The organism is Paraburkholderia sp. J67 (assembly GCF_905220265.1).
Classification (GTDB): Bacteria; Pseudomonadota; Gammaproteobacteria; order Burkholderiales; family Burkholderiaceae; genus Paraburkholderia.
Window position 1 is genome coordinate 124367 of the sequence record NZ_CAJMZK010000012.1, and the last position, 14030, is coordinate 138396.

The 14030-nt window shown below is 61.5% G+C and carries 18 protein-coding genes; 2 read left to right on the forward strand and 16 right to left on the reverse strand.

All coding sequences use genetic code 11. The features are described 5' to 3' along the window. The first annotated feature begins 79 nt into the window (after positions 1-79). Positions 80-1753, forward strand: a complete 1674-nt coding sequence (locus U5782_RS22080) for a PLP-dependent aminotransferase family protein (protein ID WP_322046013.1) — start codon at positions 80-82, stop codon at positions 1751-1753. A gap of 24 nt (positions 1754-1777) precedes the next feature. On the opposite strand, the gene U5782_RS22085 is transcribed toward U5782_RS22080, so the two are convergent. From U5782_RS22085 to phnC, 4 genes are all read right to left on the reverse strand, one after another. Beyond that, positions 1778-2614: an EamA family transporter gene (locus U5782_RS22085; protein ID WP_322046014.1), complete on the reverse strand. Its 837-nt coding sequence runs from the start codon at positions 2612-2614 to the stop codon at positions 1778-1780. Positions 2615-2810: 196 nt separating this feature from the next. Further along, positions 2811-3644, reverse strand: a complete 834-nt coding sequence (gene phnE / locus U5782_RS22090; protein WP_322046015.1) for a phosphonate ABC transporter, permease protein PhnE — start codon at positions 3642-3644, stop codon at positions 2811-2813. Then, a complete protein-coding gene (gene phnD / locus U5782_RS22095) occupies positions 3644-4630 on the reverse strand; it encodes a phosphonate ABC transporter substrate-binding protein (protein ID WP_322046016.1) in 987 nt (328 codons plus the stop codon). The genes phnE and phnD overlap by 1 nt, the downstream gene beginning before the upstream one ends. 66 nt (positions 4631-4696) lie before the next feature. Beyond that, on the reverse strand, positions 4697-5560 hold the full coding sequence (phnC, locus tag U5782_RS22100; protein WP_322046017.1) for a phosphonate ABC transporter ATP-binding protein: 864 nt from the start codon (positions 5558-5560) through the stop codon (positions 4697-4699). A gap of 377 nt (positions 5561-5937) precedes the next feature. On the opposite strand from phnC, the gene U5782_RS22105 reads away from it, so the two are divergent. After that, complete coding sequence (locus tag U5782_RS22105; protein ID WP_322046018.1) at positions 5938-7605, forward strand: recombinase family protein; 1668 nt, start codon at positions 5938-5940, stop codon at positions 7603-7605. Positions 7606-7625: 20 nt separating this feature from the next. Here the strand turns inward: U5782_RS22105 and U5782_RS22110 are convergent, their stop codons facing one another. The 12 genes from U5782_RS22110 to U5782_RS22165 all read right to left on the reverse strand — a co-directional run bounded on the left by U5782_RS22110 (position 7626) and on the right by U5782_RS22165 (position 13765). Continuing rightward, positions 7626-7910, reverse strand: a complete 285-nt coding sequence (locus U5782_RS22110) for a hypothetical protein (RefSeq protein ID WP_321941685.1) — start codon at positions 7908-7910, stop codon at positions 7626-7628. A 395-nt stretch (positions 7911-8305) separates the two neighbouring features. Beyond that, positions 8306-8542 carry a hypothetical protein gene (locus U5782_RS22115; protein ID WP_322046019.1) on the reverse strand — a complete coding sequence of 79 codons (237 nt, stop codon included), beginning with the start codon at positions 8540-8542 and terminating at the stop codon, positions 8306-8308. Beyond that, positions 8529-9026 carry a hypothetical protein gene (locus tag U5782_RS22120; RefSeq protein WP_322046020.1) on the reverse strand — a complete coding sequence of 166 codons (498 nt, stop codon included), beginning with the start codon at positions 9024-9026 and terminating at the stop codon, positions 8529-8531. Before U5782_RS22120 ends, U5782_RS22115 begins: the two co-directional genes overlap by 14 nt. Continuing rightward, entirely contained in the window at positions 9023-9583 is a 561-nt protein-coding gene (locus U5782_RS22125; protein WP_322046021.1) for a hypothetical protein, read from the reverse strand. The genes U5782_RS22120 and U5782_RS22125 overlap by 4 nt, the downstream gene beginning before the upstream one ends. 37 nt (positions 9584-9620) lie before the next feature. After that, a complete protein-coding gene (locus tag U5782_RS22130; protein ID WP_321941682.1) occupies positions 9621-10157 on the reverse strand; it encodes a hypothetical protein in 537 nt (178 codons plus the stop codon). Continuing rightward, complete coding sequence (locus tag U5782_RS22135; protein ID WP_322046022.1) at positions 10147-10407, reverse strand: hypothetical protein; 261 nt, start codon at positions 10405-10407, stop codon at positions 10147-10149. Before U5782_RS22135 ends, U5782_RS22130 begins: the two co-directional genes overlap by 11 nt. Continuing rightward, entirely contained in the window at positions 10404-11486 is a 1083-nt protein-coding gene (locus tag U5782_RS22140) for a hypothetical protein (protein WP_322046023.1), read from the reverse strand. The genes U5782_RS22135 and U5782_RS22140 overlap by 4 nt, the downstream gene beginning before the upstream one ends. 3 nt (positions 11487-11489) lie before the next feature. Further along, positions 11490-12386 carry a lambda-exonuclease family protein gene (locus U5782_RS22145; protein ID WP_322046024.1) on the reverse strand — a complete coding sequence of 299 codons (897 nt, stop codon included), beginning with the start codon at positions 12384-12386 and terminating at the stop codon, positions 11490-11492. Then, entirely contained in the window at positions 12386-12991 is a 606-nt protein-coding gene (locus U5782_RS22150) for a hypothetical protein (RefSeq protein WP_322046025.1), read from the reverse strand. The genes U5782_RS22145 and U5782_RS22150 overlap by 1 nt, the downstream gene beginning before the upstream one ends. Before the next feature lie 42 nt (positions 12992-13033). After that, the gene (locus U5782_RS22155; RefSeq protein ID WP_322046026.1) at positions 13034-13273 is read right to left on the reverse strand and encodes a hypothetical protein; all 240 of its coding nucleotides are present in this window, start codon (positions 13271-13273) and stop codon (positions 13034-13036) included. A 107-nt stretch (positions 13274-13380) separates the two neighbouring features. Next, a complete protein-coding gene (locus U5782_RS22160; RefSeq protein WP_322046027.1) occupies positions 13381-13542 on the reverse strand; it encodes a hypothetical protein in 162 nt (53 codons plus the stop codon). A 10-nt stretch (positions 13543-13552) separates the two neighbouring features. Beyond that, positions 13553-13765, reverse strand: coding sequence for a DNA-directed RNA polymerase subunit alpha C-terminal domain-containing protein (locus tag U5782_RS22165; protein WP_321941674.1), 213 nt, complete (start codon positions 13763-13765; stop codon positions 13553-13555). Positions 13766-14030: the final 265 nt, after the last annotated feature.

Consider the following 14030-nt stretch of genomic DNA (forward strand, 5'->3'; position numbering starts at 1 on the left):
AGCAGTCCATGCCGCGACTATACTCACGTTTGGCTCTAAAATTCAGAGCCATTCAGTGCAATCTTTAGGAGCCAATTTCATGCGAGCAAGTGTCCTGTCCGATTGGCTGGCCCAGCGGCTGGAGCGCGGCAGCGGCCAGCCCGTGTACCGGCAACTGCACAAGCTGCTGCAGCAGGCGATCCACTCGCGCGAGCTGCCCGCAGGCGCCAAGGTGCCGTCCTCACGGCTTCTGGCGGCGGAATTGGGGATTGCGCGCAATACCGTGACGCAGGTGTACGAGCAATTGGTGCTCGAAGGCTACGTGATTTCGGCGACGGGGCGCGGCACCTTCGTGGCCGATACATCGCCGGATGAAATCGTCGGTGTGGCGGAAATTGGCTCCGTCGGATTGGAGAAAATGTCGTCTGGATCAGGTTCCAATGTGGGCCAATTCCCATCGATCGCAACTAACGGCCAAAACGTACGGGCCACGACCGAGTTGGCCGTCGTCGAACCGCCGCCGATCGTTGCCGCTGACCTGCGCGAAGGTGTGATCGAGCTACCGAACGCGCCCCAAAATCCCCCGCAGCCGCACCGTCCGGCCGCTCGCGCACTCTCCGCGCGCGGCGCGCGTCTGCTCGCGGGCGCGGGCGTCTCGAAGCGTCAGGGCGGCGCATTCATGCCCGGCGTGCCAGACGTCTCGCGCTTTCCGGCGCGCATCTGGACCCGCCTGCACAACAAATACTGGCGCACGCTGCGCCCCGACCTGCTGACCTATGCGCCGGGCGGCGGCCTCGCGCTGCTGCGCCACGTGCTGGCCGACTATCTGCGCACCTCGCGCTCGGTGCGCTGCTCGCCCGAGCAAATCATCATCACGACCGGCATCCACCAGTCGGTCGACCTGGCCGTGCGTCTGCTCTCCGATCCGGGCGACACCATCTGGACTGAAGACCCTTGCTACTGGGGTGTGCGCAGCGTGCTGCATGTCTCGGGCCTCAAGCCGCGTCCGATCGCGGTGGACAGCGAAGGCATCAACCCGTCCGCGGCCGACTTCGCCGCGCCGCCGCCGAAGCTCATCCTCGTCACGCCTTCGCATCAATACCCGCTCGGCATGGTGATGAGTCTCGCGCGCCGCCGCACGCTGCTCGAGTACGCGCGCCAGAATCAGTGCTGGATCATCGAAGACGACTACGACAGCGAATTCCGCTACGGCAGCCGGCCGCTCGCTTCGCTGCAGGGTCTCGATACGGCGGGGCAGGTGATCTATGTGGGGAGCTTCGGCAAGACGCTGTTTCCGGGGCTGCGCGTGGGCTATCTGGTCGCGCCCGAACCGCTCGCCGAAAGTTTCGCGACCGCAAGCGCCGAGCTTTATCGCGAAGGCCAGCTCTTGCAGCAGGCCGTGCTGGCGGAATTCATCGCGGAAGGGCATTTCACTTCGCACATCCGCAAGATGCGCGCGCTGTACGGCCAACGCCGCCAGGCGCTGCTCGACGCCGCCGGTCGCCGCTATGGCGACGCGTTGCCCGCGATGGGCGGCGATGCGGGTCTGCATGTGGTCATGCAGCTCCCCGAGGGCAGCGACGACCGCGCTGTGGCCGAAGCCGCGCTTGCGCGCAACATCGTCGTGCGGCCCTTGTCGGGGTATTACTCGGAGCGCGAACGCGCGGCGTCGGGGTTATTGATCGGCTATGCCTGCGTGCCCGACGAGGAGATCGCACCGGCGTTCAACATGCTCGGCGAGGCCATCGACGCGACCTTGCCCGCGTTCGCCTGACGCAAGCGATTCGGCCCCCCGGCCTCAAAGCCGGATCAGCACCGCCCCGCAGGTCACGAGCGCGCACGCGACCATGCGGCGCGCGGTGAGTTGTTCCTTCATGAACAGCCAGCCGATCAGCACGGCGAAGATCGACGACAACTCGCGCAGCGCCGACACCATCGCGATCGGCAGATAGCGGAACGCCTCGATCACGAAGCAATAGGCGGTCAGTGCGAGCACGCCCGCGAACATGCCGCGCGCTGCGTTGGACTTCGAGACGAACATCTGCCCCACGCCGCCGCGCAGCGCGCAGACGGCGATGAATTGCGGCACGTTCCAGAGCAGATACACCCACATGATGTAGCTGAGAGGATTGCCCGCGATGCGTGCGCCGAGTCCGTCGACGAGCGAATAGACCGCGATGAACAGGCCCGTGAGCAGCGCCCAGGGCACGCTTTCGCCCGAAAAGCGCATGCCGCGCCGGAACGCCAGCGACATGATGCCGACCGACACGAGCATGACGCCCGTGGCCGCGAGCGCGTGCAGCTCCTCGTGCGCGAATACGAGCGCCCCCACGAAGATCAGTAGCGGCGAGAGGCCGCGCGCGATCGGATAGATCTGGCCGAAGTCGCCGCTGCGATAGGCGCGGATCAGCGTGAAGCAGTAGGCGAACTCCAGCACCGCCGAGGCGACGATATACGGCCAGGCCCCGGACGCGGGCAGCGGCAGCACGCACACGGCCACGGCGCTCACCAGCACATAGGGAATCGAAAACATGCCGAGCAGCCAGACGCGGTCGCCCGAGAGATGGAGGAAGGCATTCCAGCTCGCGTGCATGAGTGCCGAGAGCAGAACCAGCAGGACGACGAAGCTTGCCATTGCGTATTGCGTGCGCTAAACCGATGGAGGAAGGGCGGACCGCTGCCGCCGCAAGTCAGCGATTATTCCACCGAATACGCTTGATCGCCACAAATTGCCACAAATCGCCTCAAAACAAAAGGCGCGAGCCGGGTCGATTTCGGCTCGCGCGTAGAGGGATTGACGCAAAAAAGGGGCGTAACGTCTAGGCGCAGCGTCAGGTCACGCGGGCTCGCAGCCGCGCGGAAATGAGGTCGATCGCGATGACGACGGCAACGACCATGATCAGCACCGCACAGGTCTGCGCATAGTCGAACGAGCGGATTTCCTCATACAGCACGACGCCGATACCGCCCGCGCCCACCATGCCCACCACCATCGCGGAGCGCACGTTCGACTCGAAGCGATAAAGCGCGTAGGAGATCCACAGCGGCATGACCTGGGGCAACACGCCGTAAATGATCTCGTCGAGCGGCGAGGCGCCGGTGGCGCGCACGCCTTCCGCAGGGCGCGGATCGACGGCTTCGACCGCCTCCGCGAACAGCTTGGCGAGCACGCCGGTCGTATGGACCCACAACGCCAGCACGCCCGCGAACGGCCCGAGCCCCACCGCGACGATGAACAGCATCGCGAACACCATCTCGTTGATGGCGCGACACGCATCCATCAGACGGCGCACCGGATGCAGCACCCAGCGCGGCGCGAGATTGTGCGCGGACATCAGCCCGAACGGCACCGCGCAGACAATCGCCAGCGCCGTGCCCCACAGCGCGACGGCCACCGTCACCCACATCTCGTGGGCATAGGTGCGCCATTCGGTGAAGTCGGGCGGAAAAAAGCCGCGCGCAAACGTGCCCATGTTCGACGAATCGGCGAGCAGGTCGAGCGGGCGCATGTCCGCGCCCTGCCACGCCGTGCCGAGCAGCACGAACACGATCGCCCAGAGTGCGAGCGACGACCAGCTACGCTTTTTCACCGCAGCGGCGGCGGCCGCTGCGGCTGCGGTTTGCGACGGCTTCGCGGAAGAGGCCTCGAAATCCATCGTGCTCATCACGGCTTCGCGGCGGCGTTGAGCGCGGCGAGTTTCGCGTCGATGGCTGCGATCTGGCTCTTGCGGTCATCGTCGGAGAGATGCGTGTCCGAGGTGATCTTCTGCTTCTGCTGGAACAGCGCCACCTGGCGGATCGGCTGCAACTGCGCATCGGTCGCGGGCGCGAAGCCGGCATAGCCGGTAATGGCGGCCATCACGGCTTTCTCGCGCGGATCGGTCTTGGCGTAGTGATAGAAGAAGTCGCGCAACTTCTGCTTGGTGGCTTCAGGCAGGTCCTTGCGCCACACGAGCGGGTCGGACGGAATCAACGGCGAGGTCCACAACACGCGCACCTGCGCGAAACGATCCGGATGCTTCTTTTCCAGCGAGGAAAGCTCGATGGTGTTGTTCGTCGCGATATCGACCTTGTTGTTGACCACGGCGAGCAGATTGGCCTCGTGGCTCGACGGCAGCACCGTCTTGAAGGTCGTGGCGTTCACGGCGAGACCGCGCTGCGCGAACAGATAGTAGCCCGGAATCAGCGTGCCCGAAGTCGAGTTTGGATCGCCCCAACCCAGCGTGAGATCCTTAGGATTCTTGAAGACGTCGTCGATGGTCTTCACGGGACTGTTGACATTGGTGATGAGCACCGATTTGTAGCCCGCGTCGCCGTTGGCGTAGAGCACCTTGGCGAAGATCTCGCCGTTCGAGCGATCCACGGCTTCCATCGCCGAAGCGTTGCCGAAATAGCCGATCTGCACCTTGTTGAAGCGCATCGCCTCGATAATGCCCGAGTAATCGGTCGCGAAGAACGTGTTGACGTGCAGGCCGGTTTGACGATTCAGATCGTCGATGAAGGGCTGCCAGCGTTGCTTGAGCACGGCCGACGAATCGGTCGAGATGATGCCGAAGTTCAGGTCGTCCGCGTGAGCGGCCGAGGCGCCGAGCGAGGCGAACGCAACGGCGCTGGCGGCGCACCAGGAAAGCATGGAACGGAGCAGTTTCATGTGAGAGGCGGTCCGGTTCTAGGGGAAGAGGAAACGTTTGCGGAAGCGCTGGGTTGAGTGCGCGTTTCAGACGATTGCAGGGGTTGCAGGCTGGACGTCGAAGCGTTGCGTCACAGCAGGGGCAGCGTCGGGTTCGAGCAGTTCGCGCGCGGCGCTGCCGTAAAGCTGTTGCAAAAGCGCCGGTGTGAGTGCGGCAGACGGGCCGTCGTAGACCACGCGGCCATCGCGCAGCGCGACCGTGCGTGGGCAATAGCGCATGGCGATATCGACCTGATGCAGCGACACGACCACGGTGAGTCCGTGATTGCGATTGAGCATGCGCAGCATGTCCATCACGCGGCGCGACGACTCGGGGTCGAGTGAGGCGATGGGTTCGTCGGCGAGAATCAGGCGCGCGTGCTGCACCAGCGCACGGGCGAGCGCGGCGCGCTGCTGCTGGCCGCCCGAAAGATTCGCGGCGCGTTCGCCGGCCTTGTCGCCAATGCCCACTTCCGCGAGCGCCGCCGCAGAAAGTTCACGCTCGCCGCGCGGAAAGCAGCCGGTCAGACGACGCCACAGCGGCAAACGCGCGAGCGCGCCAATCAATACATTCGTTTCGACCGTGAGGCGATTGACGAGATTGAACTGCTGAAAGACGAAGCCGATATCGCGGCGAATGCGGCGCACCTCGCGCACGATGCGGCCGTTCTGCTGGATAGGGCGACCCAATATTTCGATCTGCGAAGGTTGTGGGTCGGAGGCCACGAAGCCCGCGATATGGCGCAGCAGCGTGGACTTTCCCGAGCCCGATGCGCCGATCAGCGCGACCATTTCGCCACTGCCCACGCGCAGATTGATTTCGTCGAGCGCCTTGCGGCCCGCGGCGGATGTGCCCCCGTTAAAAGTCTTCGAGAGGCGTTCGATACGTATCGCGTCCATCGTGGCGTCCATTCGATTCGTCACATGATTCGGGCGTAGCGCCGCGAGTCACTGGTTAAGTCGATGCCATTCTAGGAAGCGTCTGTGACGGTTGAGTGAAGGTGTCGCGACGTCTAGACGACTACACATTTGTGACGGTTTCGAAGCCGCTTCGATGGCGATTCGAAGACGCAAAAAATGTCGTTGCTGTGACATCTTTCTTCTCGTGCGCGTGACATCTGTGTGACGTCGCGCAGGTGTCACGCTCAATGCACGGCGAACCGGATATATTGTGAAGCTGACGCGAAACAAAACACCCACGAACCGCGCCGCCATGCAGGCACTGAGCTTCCTCTAAATAATGCGATTTATAATGAAAACCACGGCGTTTTCGATGCAGAGGACAGTTTATGAAAGAGGCCCCGCGTGTGTACAGCTATCTTCGATTCAGCGATCCGAAGCAAGCCCAGGGCAGTAGTATCGCGCGTCAGGCCGAGTCGGCTGCGAGGTGGGCGCAAGCGCGCGGCTTCGTTCTTGATACGTCGCTTACCCTGCATGACAAGGGACTCTCCGCTTACCACCAGCGAAATGTGAAAAAGGGTGCGCTAGGGACGTTTCTGAGAGCAGTCGAAGACGGACGCGTACCAGCGGGCTCGGTGCTGATTGTCGAGTCGCTTGACCGCCTTTCGCGCGCGGAACCAATCATTGCCCAGAACCTACTCACGAGTATCGTGATGTCGGGCATCACGGTGGTGACAACGGGCGAAAGCAGCGTCGAATATAACCGCGAAACAGTAAAAAAGAATCCGGGCATTCTGTTTATGGCTCTCGGGGCTGCCTTGCGGGCCCACGAAGAAAGCAGCACTAAGGCTGCTCGCGTCAAGGAGGCGATCAGAATCAAAGCCGCCGCTTGGCTTGATGGGCGATACAGGGGGAAGGTCGCACCTGGGGCAGATCCGAGCTGGATAAGCTATGACAAAGTGCGAGGTTTCGAGTTAATCCCAGAGGTAGCCAAGGCGGTGCGGAAGGTTCTTGCGTACTACCGTGGAGGTTACGGGGCAATGCGAGCACTCGAACGGGTTTCAACTGAGGGCGGCTGCGTGCCACCGGGTTTGAGCAATGAGAGCCGCGTTAATCAACTGCTGCGGCAGCGGACCCTCATTGGAGTGCGGACCATAACGCTAGACGGCGAAACAATCGAACTACAGGGATACTACCCGCCGTTGCTCACTGAAGTAGAGTTTGCCGATCTCCAGTATCAGGCAGATCAGCGCGGGCGACGGCCAGCGAAGGGCGAGCTCCCAAGTGTCATTACTGGCCTTCGAGTGACGTATTGTGGCTATTGTGGTGCCAGTATGAGTGCACAGAACATGCGCGAAGGTATAAGGTCAGACGGGAGAGGCTACAAAGCGCAGCGTCGCATACTCTGCTCGGGCGTTCAGCGGCTGCCGAAGTGCGAGCACGCTTCGTGTAGCGTAGTGCCGATTGAGCGTGCACTCTTACGCTATTGCTCAGACCAGTACAAACTTGACGATTTGTTTGTTGAGCGGGAGTTTTCACCGGTCGAAGGCGAGCTTGCGCTTGCTCGCAAACGCGTTGCAAAGCTTAAGACGCAACTGGGACGAGTAACGGAAGCCCTATTGAGCGCTAGTGACACAGCGCCCGCAACTTTCGTCAAAGCCGCGCATGAACTCGAGGGCAAGATTGACGCAGAAAAGCGAACTATTGCGAAACTCGAACATGAGTCCGGTTCGCTGCACGCCTCAGTCAGATCGACAGCGGAAGACTGGCAGTCAATATGTGACGGTGTCGAACATCTGAACTATGATAGTCGTGTCAAAGCTCGAAAGCTTGTCGCGGAAACGTTCGAGCGCATTGACGTCTACATGCATGGCATTCACGGGGACGACAAAAAAATTATACGACTTCGTGTCAAGTCGAAAGCAGGGGTCGTCCGAGAGTTGGACATCGATCGCAATACAGGCGAACTCATCGATGGCAACGAACTAACGGTAGGGGCGATTGAGACGGCGCGCAAACCGTCGCGGTCGCCGAGAAGAGTCCCGACTGTTCGATAGCGCGCAGGACGGATCTCGCTTTAGTTGTGCGCTTCTTGAAACAGTCCACTGGGCGAGGAAATGGTTCTCAAATAGCCTTCGCCGCGTAAATACTGGCGATAAGCCAGTATCGCGATGTCCCATATTTCCCGAGCAACATCGGGGCCGCTATCAAGAACGTTGCCGTCAAGATCTACTATCGCGAGCGTGGCCGGTTGGCCGCGCGCAGTCTGGAACGTATAGCGGTCCCATGCGCGCGCGGAGATGATTGAGCGTTTTAGCACCGGCGCATTCGCTGAATCATGTTCGATGTGGTCTTCTCTCACGGTTCCTCCCTGCGATTTGTGTGCCGAACACCGTGGGGCAGCGTTCCACCTTCCACGGTAAAGCAAGTAATTCGCACAATCAAAACAGGCGTCTCAAAAGCCTCAATTTCCAATGTTGCTCGAGATACTCCCAGTACGGACTCGCCATTGATTTTCACGAGGGGACGCTCCCCTGCGAGATCAAGCTCCACCACCGGGCCGTTCAGTCCCTGACTCGTCTGCATCATCGGCGTCCTTCGAGAATAGATCAGCAACTGTGTCGAAGCAGAGCTCGCACAGGCCGCTTATCTGGGTTTCGAGCCATCCGGCCTCGCTGTACACGTTTGTGTCGCCGAAGCGCGAACCGCAGGCGACGCAGTGCGTTCGGTAAAGGTCCCGCGGCATTGGGCCCACCGTTACCAGTTCGCCGGATCGCTGCACGCAGAGTCGCCCCACGAACATGCGCCGCAAAGCGAACCGTGATAGACCACACGCCCGCCGGCAACGCCGGTGACGACCGGCGTTTCGCCACAGTTCTCACACTGTTTCCCATAATCGGGCACCCAGGCATTGACCAGCGTGCGATCTTCGTGCGTCTGCTCGACGGGAGCCAGCGTAAATTTCGCTCGCGCCTTGCGGCTACGCGAGGACATGATCGGCCTCGTATGCCGTGAGCGTTTCGGGCGTCTCATGCCATGTCCAATCGCCTCGATGGGTGTGCGGTGTGAAGCGAGCGACGACCGACGCATCGAGTGTATGCAGCCTCGCGAGCATCCGAAGATCATCGGGCCACAATTCTGGCAACGCCTGATCGTGGATGCGCATGAAGTCCATGAGCATCGGTGCGTGCTGCGTGAGGAAGCGCGAAAAGGCGCGATGTTGCGGGGTGTTGAACTCGTCGAGTGATAGCAGCAGCATGAGCGCCGTGATGCCTTTATGCTCCATTGACTCGCGATAGACCGCACCAGGAATGATTGCACCGACCGCACAAGCGCGGCCGTGGAGATCCCGATAGAGGCAATCGCGCGTCCCATCGACGGTGCTGCGAGCGCGCTGCGTAAGCATGTGGCGTGCAATACGATCGAACAGCGCCTGTGCATCCAGGCTGACGAGTTCTTCGATGGTCGGATAGTTCATGCCATCAACTCCAGATCGTGGACGGATTCGACGGAGTGGTTAATTGCGGGCGGAACCCGTTTGATCCTCGCGGCCATGCCCAGGTCAAGCAGGCAGCCGTAGGGGATCGGACCGCGCGGCGCGATTACTGCCGGCGGGTTGTGGCTCGGCCGTGGCCCGCACATGCGGTCGACGGCTGTCTCAGCCAACTCGTACTTCTGTGCGATGAGGCACAGCCGGACTGGCCACTCGCCGGGCGGGTAGGCATCGTGCAAGCCCTGGAGGTCGCAAAGCATCGCGACGTGCGCGCCGACGAATGCTGCGAACTCCTTGCCGTGTTCCGTCTCAGCAAGTGTTGTTGCAATGTCGCGCACTCCTGTCGATTCAAACTCAGGCGAATACAGATCATCGGGGATGATCCAGCCGATCGCACAGCGCTTGCCGTCCGGTGCGCGGTACATATTCTTGATGCGATCGGGGCCGAGCGCACGGGCATTCTGGAACAGCAGCCGCCATGCGATTACGTCGAAGACGTCTTGACGAGTGAGCGACAGGAGAAAGCCGGATGTGAGCTTCATGGATAACCTCCAGTGCGTTACCGTTCAGTTGGGTGTTTCAAGCGTTGAGCGTGCCCTGACTATCGACAGGTGGTGCGATCGTGATCGGCACTTCCTGCTGAAGCAGTTCGTCGATGCGGCCTTTCTCGTGAGCCGTCGGATGCACGATCGCCCTGAGTTTCAGCAAACTCATTCCAAACTCCTTCGGCATTGCGAAAAATGGCCCCAGCTTCGCTTCGTCGAGAACGATGTGCGAGCGTTCGGTGTTGCCTGTATGGAGCCGGACCAAATAGCCGACCAGTTCACCGGGTATCTCGATCCACTGCGACCACCACGGAAAACGCAGCTCGGTCAGGCCATCGCTGCTTCGCGTTACGTCCAGTTCTTTCTGACCACTCTTCGCATCGACAGAGGATCGGGCTGGTTTCTGGTAGAACGCCGAACGCAGTTGCGAATCGAACGGGATCAGGATCGTGTTCTCGTGCTCGATCTCGAAAGTGATCATGTGCGCAGGGACGCGCTGCTTCCCATGCTTCTCGCTGATGGGTTTTACGCTCGTGATTTTCGCGACGACGTTTTCCAGTTCAAGAATCATGGTCGATGTCCTCTCGTGCAGAGTCGCCCGACGTCTTGCCGAACTGGCGAGCTTCGCTTGCGAGCGCCCTGAGCGCGGCGATACCCTCGTCTTCCTGCATCTGTCCTATGACGACATTCAGGTCGAGCATCGCCTTGAAGCCCGAATAGAACGCGATGCGCATTTCGCTGTGCTGGATCGCTGGCGCATCGCGGGTGATTACTCGCGACTCAAAACGGTCCCATTCGTGTCTGATGGTCGGAGCACTCATTCTTCGAACTCCCCCGCGCGCGCACGATAGAGCGCTTCCAGCTCATCGCGTTGGTGCTCATCCTGAACGTGCTTGATGAGGTCGGCCGCTTCATCAACAGCCTCAATGCTGGTGGCGTCGTTCAGGGCATCTGCCACTTCGGCATAGCTCACGACGCGAGTGCCATCTGTATCCTCAGCGCGCGGCGGCTTCTCCTTTTTCTTCGAACCGGCCTTCATTCGTGACTTGACCGCCGCGGTACCAGAACCAGCGTGCGCATCGCCTTCAACGGGCTGTGTGGCGCCTTCAGTGGCGTCGCGACCGTTGACGTCGAACCATTCAGACGCGTCGCTCATGCCGTCGCGCAGGCTGGCATAGATGCGCTTGAGCGAAACCACCTGTGCTGCCGTGATCGCATCGAGACGGCGCTGGATGCGCTTCTCGATATGCTCCTTCGTGATCCCGAAAGGGGCGAATGCCTCTAGCATCTTTGCCATCGCTTCGGCTGAGGTGTCAGCTTTCGCCTTGAGGGTTGCGTCGGACTGATCCATGGCCGAGTCGACCACATCCGCGGGAATCACGGCTTCCAGACATTTGCGCAGCCGGCGCTGTGCCATGTTCGCGCAGAGCTCGTAGACATCACGCTCGTCCTTCAGCTCGTAGCCGCCCTGACGCGTATCTCGCCAGTGAGAGACGGGAAAGGCGATGGACTTACGCGCGCCGGTCTGCGTGTCGATCGCACGGGCTTCGATTTCCGAATAGCCGACGCCGCGGGCATCGACGCCACGGGAAATCACGCGCCACGTCATGTCGATATTTCCCCACGCCGTGGCGATCGCTTCCATCGCCTGGATGCTCGGGCCGCGAATGTCCGTACCACCGCGCGCGAATTGATACTGCGCGCGCTCGGCGAGGCGCGGACTCGTGAATGCGAGCAGAATCGCGTCCATCGCCTTCACGACGTCACGCGGGAAATGCCGTGCCATCGTGTACGCGACCTGAAGATCGGCAAGCTCGCGCGCCTGATTCTGCCGCGCGCCGGCCGTCTCGCTGGTGGTAACGGCCCGCCCGGCAAACGGGGATTCGACAAGATCATTCATGGGTCATGCTCCTTTGCGTGGCGAGAACCGGAAGTCGATGTACTTCGACGCCTCCACCTCATAGGCTTTGCGTTCGACAAGCTTTCGCGTGTAGCCACCGCCATTCGGCAACAGGCCCACGCTCGCGTTACCCATCATCTGCATCAGCCGCGCGCGAGCAGCCTCAGCCCCTTTGTCCATGAGCTTTGCCTGCTCGTCGAAATCCAGGCGGGCGTAGTGCAGTGCCTCGGCTTCGGCGGGAAGGCTCACCGTTTCGCCGTTGGTGCCGCTGTAAAGCCGCTTGAGGAACGGAATCGCGTTAGCGTGCCGATAGTCGAGGGCGGGTGGTTCACGCTGCTCGACGTGCTGCCAGAACTCGCGTTCGCCCTCGATTAACATTTCTTCCAGCTCGGGATCGCGGACGATGTGATAGACCTCCAGGCGATTTCCGCCGATGCACGCGGCAAGATCCCACTCGGGGTAGTCGAGCACTGCCATGTAGTGCGCGGTCTGCAACAGGTACGGCGTGGGCACCTGATCCGAACCCGGCTCGCCCCATTCGTCGTTAAAGCGATATGCGACGGCGTCGACATTCTTGATTTCAACGCCGCACTTACGGCCCTCGATCAGCCGATCGACATTGGCGAGCATCCACGGGAATCTGGGGTGACGGATGATCGAATTGCGGCGGCGAAGCCTGACGTCGAAGCGCTTCGCGTATTGCACTGCGATCACGTTCTCCATCAGCCTGCCAAATTCGGTGCGTTCGCCATCACCATCGCGTGGCGCGAGGGGCGTTCCGAGCTTGATGTGATAGAGCTCCTGCGCCGTCATGTGCGGGCTTTGCCCGAGCGCGGCGGCGGCGTCGCTACCACCGACACCCGTGCGCCTTTCTTCTAGCCATTGTTCGCGCGATCCCATTAGGCTCTCCCGGCCGCAGCACGTCCAGCGTTGCGGGCATCGATGAAGCGCAGGATTTCGTCGGCATGCGGATAGCAGCCATCACCCATTGCGCGCAGCTCGTGATACTTCTCCATCAACTGGCCGTCGCACAGTTCCTCGATCGGCGTCTTCCTGCCCTGATCTGCGAGCGCGGTTACGGTGGGTGGCTTCGTGCTTTCGACTTGGCGCTCAAACTCGGCCTTCGGCACCGAAGCGACTCGTAGCGCAGTGACGCGATGATGCTTCGACATGCCGACATCGGCGGCGACCTGCTCCCGCGAGATATTCGTCCGGGCGGCCTTATTAATTTCAACCTTCGGTGGGCGGCCTGCTGCAGGCGGAAACTGATGCAACAACTCGCCGCATCGCCGCGTCGCGCGAGCCTGGATACGCATAGCCATGCGATGGAGGCGATCGTCGCGAGACTGGCGGGCATACGACGCGAGCGCCATCGCCTTGTCCGCCCACGGCTGACACTCATCGATAGCAGTCGCCTGTTCGAGCGCGTTCACAGCGTTTGTATAGCTTTCGGGCAATCGCGCGTCGCTGATTGCGGGCAACGAGTCCATCGTTACGGCATTCATCGCGTTTCTCCGGTGTGCTGGCGGGATGAATGCCAGCGCCTGCTAGTCGACGGCGCACACCTTTTCGATCAGGTATGCAATCAAGCCATCGAGACCCATTCGTGCGCCTTCGTGAGCGGCCTCGATATGGACTACGTCACCCATCGCCCACGAGGCGCCGATCAGCCCCATTACGAAAACCACGCGGCGTCGCCAGGCGATGCGACGGCGAACGCCCGCGCACGCAGCGCCGTGTTCGGCGTTCAGCGTGGAGCGCACCACCTTGTGCAGATTGACTTTCATTTTTCTTCACCTCGTATTCGTCGCGCGTCGCGCCCTCCAGACGCCTGCGCTGTTGAACCCACTGAGCAACGGGGCTTCGCCCCGGCCGGTACGGGTGAAGACCTTGATCAGACCTGAAACGGTGCTGCGTAGAGCCGGGAAATCTCGACACGCGGCCGTTCGAACTGCCAGCGCATCGCCCACCAGCGCCGATGCAGGGTGGGCGGCAGGGCGCGCAGTGCAGCGCGATAGCTCATCGGACGCCGGTGCGCAAAGTCGAATTCGTTCATCGCTACACCTTCAATCTGCGAGCGTGAGGCCGCGCTTCGAGAGCGCGTCCCGGATGCTCTGGATCGAAGTGCTACCCATGCCGCGCATGCGGCGAAGGTCGCTCTCGCTGCGTTCACAGAGCTCGTAAATGAACCAGACACCATCGCCACGAAGGAGGTTCTCGATGCGCAGGGGCAGGGCGAGCGACTGGAGCCGTTCGAACTCGACGACAGTCGCGTTCATGGTCGGGATCCCCCGCGCGCACACACCGTCGCGCGCCAGCAGCCTGACCCGAGATCGCGACGGGGGCCGCTTATCTCCGGGCACGCGTCGATCGGCGCGGCGTTCTTCACGTCGAGCACATGGCTCGCTACAACGTCGCAATCCACGCCCGAGATCGTCACGCGCTCGAAGCCGTGCTCATCGTGGTCGTGCTCAACGGTGATCCCGACTGAATTCGAAATGTTCAATGGAATGTCCATTTTCTTTCCGATTTCTCAATTGCCAA

Coding starts and splice junctions, on each gene's coding strand:
- U5782_RS22125 (WP_322046021.1), bottom strand. CDS start 9,583: ATGAAGCTCACATCCGGCTTTCTCCTGTCGCTCACTCGTCAAGACGTC.
- U5782_RS22135 (WP_322046022.1), bottom strand. CDS start 10,407: ATGAGTGCTCCGACCATCAGACACGAATGGGACCGTTTTGAGTCGCGA.
- phnE (WP_322046015.1), bottom strand. CDS start 3,644: ATGAGCACGATGGATTTCGAGGCCTCTTCCGCGAAGCCGTCGCAAACC.
- U5782_RS22115 (WP_322046019.1), bottom strand. CDS start 8,542: ATGTCCTCGCGTAGCCGCAAGGCGCGAGCGAAATTTACGCTGGCTCCC.
- U5782_RS22165 (WP_321941674.1), bottom strand. CDS start 13,765: ATGAACGCGACTGTCGTCGAGTTCGAACGGCTCCAGTCGCTCGCCCTG.
- U5782_RS22140 (WP_322046023.1), bottom strand. CDS start 11,486: ATGAATGATCTTGTCGAATCCCCGTTTGCCGGGCGGGCCGTTACCACC.
- U5782_RS22130 (WP_321941682.1), bottom strand. CDS start 10,157: ATGATTCTTGAACTGGAAAACGTCGTCGCGAAAATCACGAGCGTAAAA.
- phnD (WP_322046016.1), bottom strand. CDS start 4,630: ATGAAACTGCTCCGTTCCATGCTTTCCTGGTGCGCCGCCAGCGCCGTT.
- U5782_RS22105 (WP_322046018.1), top strand. CDS start 5,938: ATGAAAGAGGCCCCGCGTGTGTACAGCTATCTTCGATTCAGCGATCCG.
- phnC (WP_322046017.1), bottom strand. CDS start 5,560: ATGGACGCCACGATGGACGCGATACGTATCGAACGCCTCTCGAAGACT.
- U5782_RS22145 (WP_322046024.1), bottom strand. CDS start 12,386: ATGGGATCGCGCGAACAATGGCTAGAAGAAAGGCGCACGGGTGTCGGT.
- U5782_RS22150 (WP_322046025.1), bottom strand. CDS start 12,991: ATGAATGCCGTAACGATGGACTCGTTGCCCGCAATCAGCGACGCGCGA.
- U5782_RS22080 (WP_322046013.1), top strand. CDS start 80: ATGCGAGCAAGTGTCCTGTCCGATTGGCTGGCCCAGCGGCTGGAGCGC.
- U5782_RS22160 (WP_322046027.1), bottom strand. CDS start 13,542: ATGAACGAATTCGACTTTGCGCACCGGCGTCCGATGAGCTATCGCGCT.
- U5782_RS22155 (WP_322046026.1), bottom strand. CDS start 13,273: ATGAAAGTCAATCTGCACAAGGTGGTGCGCTCCACGCTGAACGCCGAA.
- U5782_RS22085 (WP_322046014.1), bottom strand. CDS start 2,614: ATGGCAAGCTTCGTCGTCCTGCTGGTTCTGCTCTCGGCACTCATGCAC.
- U5782_RS22120 (WP_322046020.1), bottom strand. CDS start 9,026: ATGAACTATCCGACCATCGAAGAACTCGTCAGCCTGGATGCACAGGCG.